The organism is Mesorhizobium sp. WSM4837 (genome assembly GCF_055811435.1).
The window spans coordinates 1-6,243 of sequence record NZ_JBVVQE010000137.1 but is presented as its reverse complement, the minus strand read 5'-3'; the positions used below and the strand labels follow the sequence as shown (position 1 = coordinate 6,243).

General features: G+C 63.4%; 6 protein-coding genes. 1 reads left to right on the top strand and 5 read right to left on the bottom strand.

Annotated elements, in window-relative coordinates:
- The 5 genes from AC0L3D_RS35720 to AC0L3D_RS35700 all read right to left on the bottom strand — a co-directional run.
- Positions 1 to 1,139: flavin monoamine oxidase family protein (locus AC0L3D_RS35720; protein WP_473647423.1), on the bottom strand; the 1,139-nt coding region annotated here is incomplete at its 3' end.
- 132 nt (positions 1,140 to 1,271) lie between these two features.
- The gene (locus tag AC0L3D_RS35715) at positions 1,272 to 2,330 is read right to left on the bottom strand and encodes a dipeptidase (protein ID WP_473647422.1); all 1,059 of its coding nucleotides are present in this window, start codon (positions 2,328 to 2,330) and stop codon (positions 1,272 to 1,274) included.
- Between the two features lie 211 nt (positions 2,331 to 2,541).
- Positions 2,542 to 2,841: a GNAT family N-acetyltransferase gene (locus AC0L3D_RS35710; protein ID WP_023797123.1), complete on the bottom strand. Its 300-nt coding sequence runs from the start codon at positions 2,839 to 2,841 to the stop codon at positions 2,542 to 2,544.
- Between the two features lie 3 nt (positions 2,842 to 2,844).
- The gene (locus AC0L3D_RS35705) at positions 2,845 to 3,480 is read right to left on the bottom strand and encodes an alpha/beta hydrolase (protein WP_023797122.1); all 636 of its coding nucleotides are present in this window, start codon (positions 3,478 to 3,480) and stop codon (positions 2,845 to 2,847) included.
- A gap of 111 nt (positions 3,481 to 3,591) precedes the next feature.
- Positions 3,592 to 4,524: a VOC family protein gene (locus AC0L3D_RS35700; protein ID WP_473628673.1), complete on the bottom strand. Its 933-nt coding sequence runs from the start codon at positions 4,522 to 4,524 to the stop codon at positions 3,592 to 3,594.
- 232 nt (positions 4,525 to 4,756) lie between these two features.
- Here AC0L3D_RS35700 and AC0L3D_RS35695 point away from each other — a divergent pair.
- Positions 4,757 to 6,243, top strand: a 1,487-nt coding sequence (locus AC0L3D_RS35695; protein ID WP_473647421.1) for an alkaline phosphatase family protein, incomplete at its 3' end; no start/stop codon positions are given.

The window sequence follows — 6,243 nt, the reverse complement described above, 5'->3', positions numbered from 1 at the left end:
TCGGTGGCGCTCGTATCGATGATGAGATCGGCGTAGCCGCCACCGCTCCAGCGATCATCGGTCCAGTCGCGACAGCTGAAGTCGATGAAGCCGTCAGCGTCCGTGCCGAGCGCCTGCCTCAGCCGCGCCATAACCTCGGTGCGCAACGCGGCATCTCCCAGTTCCCGCCAGCGGAGGGCAAGCGGCCCGCCGACGAAGACGACCAACGCAGGGTGGCCACAATCCTTGCTGACGTCACAGGCAAAAAGTGCCGGCGGATCCCGCCACATCACCATGCCGCTCAGGCCCTTGGCGCGCCAAAAGGCGGTGGCATAGCGCAGCTGTATTTTGATCACCGCGCCGCTTTGCCAGACGCCGAGAACCTTTTGCAAGGCAGCCGGCAGCGGCGGCGCGAAGTCCAGCTTCGAAGCCATCATCGGCGGCATGGCGATCAGCGCTATTCGAGCCGTGATCGAGCCCGTCGTCGACGCGAGACGAACGCGTCCCGGTCTGCGCTCGATCGTTCTGACCGGTGTGTTCAATCGCAGGCGGTTGCCGAGATCGCCAGCCAGATCATCCGCCAGGGACTGCATGGTTTCGTGCACGAAATACTGCAGCTCCGACACCTCGTTGGTGATACGGCGGTCATTGTCGATGAGGTGCCAAAGCGGCAGTTTTTCAAGCGCTTGGCACCACAGGCCCTCGATCATCGAGCGGAAAGCCGCCTTGGCCTCGCCAGGATCGTTCTGGCGATCGAGCCATGCGGCGACGGTCAAGCCGGCGATAGCCGGATCGCCCGGTGCGATCGCGTTCATGCGGTCGCGGATCGACATCGAGGCGTGGTAGATTCGCTCGACTTGCTTTGCGCCGGTCAGCGGCTGGGCAACGAACTCGCCCTTAGCATAGGTCTCGACCAACGTCTTGCCGCGCGTTCGCACCAGGGCCATCAGTTCCGGCATGTCCTCGCACAGGAACTGACCGCCGCTGTCGATCCGCTCGCCAAGCCCGTTCCACTGGGACTCGACCCGCCCGCCGACGCGGCCGCGCGCCTCGAGCAGCGCAAGATCGATGCCGGCCTTGCTCAATTCATGCGCGGCTGACAGGCCGGTAAAGCCGGCGCCGACGATGGCGACATCGGTTCGTACGGTCTGGCGCTTCAAGAGCCGGCCCTGAAGGTCTCGAAGTCCGCAATCATCCGCGGCTTGAGCTTCGGAGACAACGGTCCTGTCGAGATCATCAAACCCCGCTCGATCGAATTGCAGGTTGCTGGCTGCTCCGCCCGGCGGCCCGCTTTAGCCAATGGTCTTTTCCAGCATGCTTATCCAGTTGCGGTAGGCGATCTTCTCGATCAGCGCGCGACCGAAGCCGCGCGCGGCGAACGCGTCGAGCAGCTTCGGCAGGCCGGTGACGTCGCCGACCACAGCCGGGATCATGGCGCCGTCGAAGTCGGACCCGAGCCCGACGCCGTCTTCGCCCAAAGCCTGCAGCAGTGAATCGACATGGCGCACCATGACGTCGATACTGGTATCGGCATTCATCCTGCCGTCTTCGCGCAAAAACCCGGTCGCGAAATTCAGCCCGACCATGCCGCCCGAGTCGCGGATCGCGCCGAGCTGCCATTCGGTGAGGTTACGCGAATGGCCGCAGATCGCATGGACATTGGAATGGGTCGCGACCAGTGGTGCGTCGCTGATCTCGGCGACGTCGCGAAACCCCTTCTCGTTGAGGTGCGAAAGATCGACCATGATGCCGAGCTGGTTGCAGGCCTTGACCAGCGCCTTGCCGGCATCGGTCAGGCCAGGTCCGGTGTCGGGCGTCGACGGGAAACGGAACGGCACGCCATGGCCGAAAGCGTTCGGGCGGCTCCAGACGATGCCGAGCGAGCGCAAGCCGGCCGCATGCAGCACGTTGAGCATGGTCAGTTCGGGGTCGATCGCCTCGACGCCTTCGATATGGAACACCGCTGCGATCGACCCTTGCGCCATCGCGTTTCGCACATCGCCGGCGCTGCGGCAGACGGTGAGCGCCGACGCTCGTTCCAGCCTGAACAGGATCGAGGCCATGGCGATGGTGGAAGCAAGCGCGTCGGCGCGCGGAATTTCGGGCGGCAAGGGCTCGATATCGCTTGGCGCGGGAGGAACCGCACTGCGCTTGGATTTCTCGACCGGCGGCGGAAAGATTGCGAACATGCCGCCGGCAAAGCCGCCCTGTTTCGCGCGCGGCAGGTCGATGTGGCCACCCGATGTTCCCTCGATGAACAGCTTTTCGACATCCGCGTCTTTCGACTGATAGAGCCTGAGCAGCGTGTCGTTGTGGCCGTCGAAGACGGGAACAAGATCGGTTTCGGTCATCAAGGGATCATCTCGGTTCGATTGGTCGGGCGGGCAATATCCTACTTAGGCAAGGCAATACCCACTAGGCAAGACGACCCAGTGGCCAAGGCTGGCCACGGGGTAAGAATGGCCACTGGCAAGACTGGCAATCTGCGCAATTGAAGCGAGCGCTTGTGGCTGCCCGCCCGCAACCGTCATCGTGCGCCGAGGCTTGGCGCCAGGACCGGCGCTATTGCTTCAGCACGTCGGCCCATTCCTGGTGACGCCGGAACTGGGCGTTGGCGAACGGGCAGAGCGGAATGATCTTCTTGCCCGCCGCGCGCGCGTCCTCGACGGCGCGGGTAACGAGCCTAAGTCCCGCGCCCTGGCCGCGAAACGCATCCGGCACTTCGGTGTGGTCGATGATGATCTGGTGCTCGCCGACCTTGGTAAAAGTCATCTCCGCCTCGGCGCCGTCAGGCCCGCGCAGGAGATAACGGCCCTTGGAACCGCGATCCTCCAGTTCGACCTCCGGCAATTGGTCAGGCATTGCTTACGCTCCTTCTGCCGGCGTAGCGGACAGGAACCGCCGCGCCGCCTCGATCTCGTTCGACTGCACCTCATGGCCGCCGTCGTGCCACTCCACTGTGACATCGGCGCCATCGGCGCGCAAATGGGCTTCTAGCCGCGACGTCAGGTTGGGCGGACAGATCGGATCGCGCCTGCCTGCTGTGACCAGGATGCGGCGGCCGGCGAGACTTCCCTCGATTTCCGGCTCGAATGGGATCAGCGGATGCATCAGCACCGCCGCGTCGAACAGAGAGGGCGCCGCGAACACCACCGAGGCCAGGATGTTGGCGCCGTTGGAATAGCCGAGTCCAAGCACCGACGCGGGCTTTGACGCCTCGACATGCGCCCCGATGTGCGCCTTGACGAAGCCAATCATCTTGTCCGTCGCCCGCGCCAGGTCGTCCATGTCGTAGACGCCCTCGCCGGTGCGGCGAAAGAAGCGCGCAGCACCGTCTTCCGAGACATCGCCGCGCGGCGAAACGATAGTCGCCTGCGGCGCGAGATCACGCCCGAGCGACAGAAGCTGGTTCTCGTCGGCCCCGGTGCCGTGGAAGACGAAGAGCAGCGATCCATCAGGCGAACCCGGCAGTGTCCTATAGGTGTAAGCGTCCTTGCTCATGGCCTTGTCCTTAATGCATGTCGCGCAAAAGTGCGCAGCGGTTTTGCGATGACGACATGCACAAAACCAAACTAAAGCGCGTCGCCCAACCTGGTCAAACGCGATGCGCTTTTAGTCTTCCAGCTTTTGCAGATGTTGCTCGAGATAGGGCCTCAGATGCTGGTGCTGCGACGGCAGCTTCAGCGCCTCGCCGAGATGGGCGGCGTCCTCGTCGCGATCGAAGCCCGGCTCGTTGGTGGCGACTTCGAACAGCACGCCGCCCGGTGTGCGGAAATAGATCGCCCAGAAATAATCGCGGTCGATCACCGGCGTCACCTGGTAGCCGGTGTCCATCAGCGCCTTGCGCACTTCGAGCTGCTTGGCGCGGTTTTCGACAGCGAAGGCGACGTGGTGGACCGAGCCGGCGCCGAGATCGGCAAATGCGGCGCCCGGCAGCGATTCGATATCGACGATGTTGGCGCCGTTGCCGTCCTTCAGCGCCAGCCTTTTTATAGTGCCGGACGTGTCGACTTCCTCATAGCCCATGAAATTCAGCAGCTCTTCCGTGGCGCCGCCGTCCTTCAGCCTGAGCGACACCGAGTGAAAGCCGCGGATCGCCTCGTCGGACGGAACATCGCCCTTCGCCCATGGCGCACGGGTGTCGGCCTTGTTCTCGACCAGCGCAAACCCGTCGCCATCGGGACCGGCGAAGCCAAGGCGCTTGTCGCCGAAGCTCTCTTCGCGCGACAGCCCGGCGACGCCCTCATCGGCAAAACGCTTTTCCCAATAGGCAAGCGTGCCTTCGGGCACCGAATAGACCGTGGTGCCGACCTCGCCAACGCCGTGGCGGCCCTTGCCGATGTTGCGGAACGGAAAATAGGTCATCACCGAACCGGGCGTGCCGAGCTCGTCGGCATAGTAGAGATGGTAGACATCCGGCGCGTCGAAATTGACGGTTTTCTTGACCCGGCGCAGGCCGAGCTTTTTTGTGAAGAACTCGTTGTTCTGGCGCGCATCCCTGGCCATCGAGGTGACGTGATGCAGACCCCTGATCTGGTTGAGCATTTTCCTGCTCCTTCCTTGTCCTGTGCGGCCCATGCCGCGGTCCACGCCAATATGAGGAGCCGCCAGCCGGCGGCAAAGGCCGCAAACACAGAATAGACTGTGCTCTATAAGTGAACAATAAAGCGACTTTTGTTCACCGTTTTGCGAACACCTGAGGCTTGTGTCGCCACAAAAATTCGGCTCCCGTGATCGGCAGGTATTCGCGACAGGTTTTCAATGAAGGACACCAGCATTGGTCAGAAAAGACAGACGCCCGAATGTTCTCCTGATCACCTGCGACCAGTGGCGCGGCGACTGCCTGTCGGCGGCAGGCCACAAGGTGGTGCGAACGCCGAATGCCGATGCGCTCGCCGCCGAGGGTGTGCTGTTTCGACAGCATTTTGGCGGGGCGGCGCCCTGCTCGCCGGCACGCGCCTGCCTCTACACCGGCCTTTACCAGATGAACAACCGCGTCTGCCGCAACGGCACGCCGCTCGACGCTCGCCATGGCAACATCGCACTCTCGGCACGCAGTCTCGGCTATGATCCGACGCTGTTCGGCTATACCGATGTGTCGCCCGATCCGCGCACGCTGACGCCAGGCGACCCGCGGCTGAAAAGCTATGAAGGCGTGCTGCCCGGCTTCACCGTGCGCCAACTCCTGCCGGAGCACCAGAAACCGTGGCTGTCATGGCTCAAGGCGCGCGGCATCGATAGCAGCGCCGGTTTTCCCGATATCCATCGCCCAGCGGACGAAATCGTTGCTGCCACGACGGACGGCGCCGTGACCACCTCACCGCCCGTCTACTCGAAGGACGAGACCCCAGCCGCCTTCCTGACCGGCGAATTCGTCCGCTGGCTCGGCGAACAGGAGCGCGGTACACCGTGGTTTGCGCATCTTTCCTTCCTCAGCCCGCATCCGCCCTTCATCGTGCCGGAGCCTTACAACAAGATGTATGATCCAGCCGACGGAACAACCTTCCGCCGCGCCGCGAACTGGCAGGCCGAGGCGCAGAGCCACCCCTACCTTGCCTATGAACTTGGGCAGCAGCAGCGGGCAAATTTCCGCCCCGGCGCAGAGGGCAAGGTGCGCGACTGGGGCGACGACAATTTTCGCCGCATCCGCGCGCTTTATTACGGCATGATCTCGGAAGTCGACGCGCAGCTTGGCCGCATCTGGCAGGTGGTCAAGGCGGCGGATGCCTGGGACGACACCATCATCGTGCTGACCTCTGACCATGCCGAGATGATGGGCGACCATTTCATGCTGGGCAAGGGCGGCTTCTTCGACGGTAGTTTTCATATTCCGCTGATCATCCGCGACCCGCGTCGCCGCAAGGCGGCCGGCGCCAGCGTCGACCGCTTCACCGAAGCAGTCGACATAGCGCCGACATTGCTCGATCTGCTTGGCGAGGTATTCCCGCCGCATCTCGACGGACAATCGCTGAAGCCGTTCCTGGATGCCGGGGAGCCGGACAATTGGCGCGAGGCCGCGCATTGGGAGTTCGATTTCCGCTCGGTTGCCGACGCTGATGCCGAGCGCTATTTCGGCATCGGTCCGCGCCAGTGCAATCTGGCGGTCATCCGCACGAAACAATTCAAATATGTACATTTCGCCGGCGGCCTGCCGCCGCTGCTGTTCGACCTGGAGAAGGATCAGGACGAACTGAGCAATGTCGCTGCCGATCCGGCCTATCTGCCGGTCCGGCTGGAGCTTGCCGAAAGGCTGCTTGCCTGGCG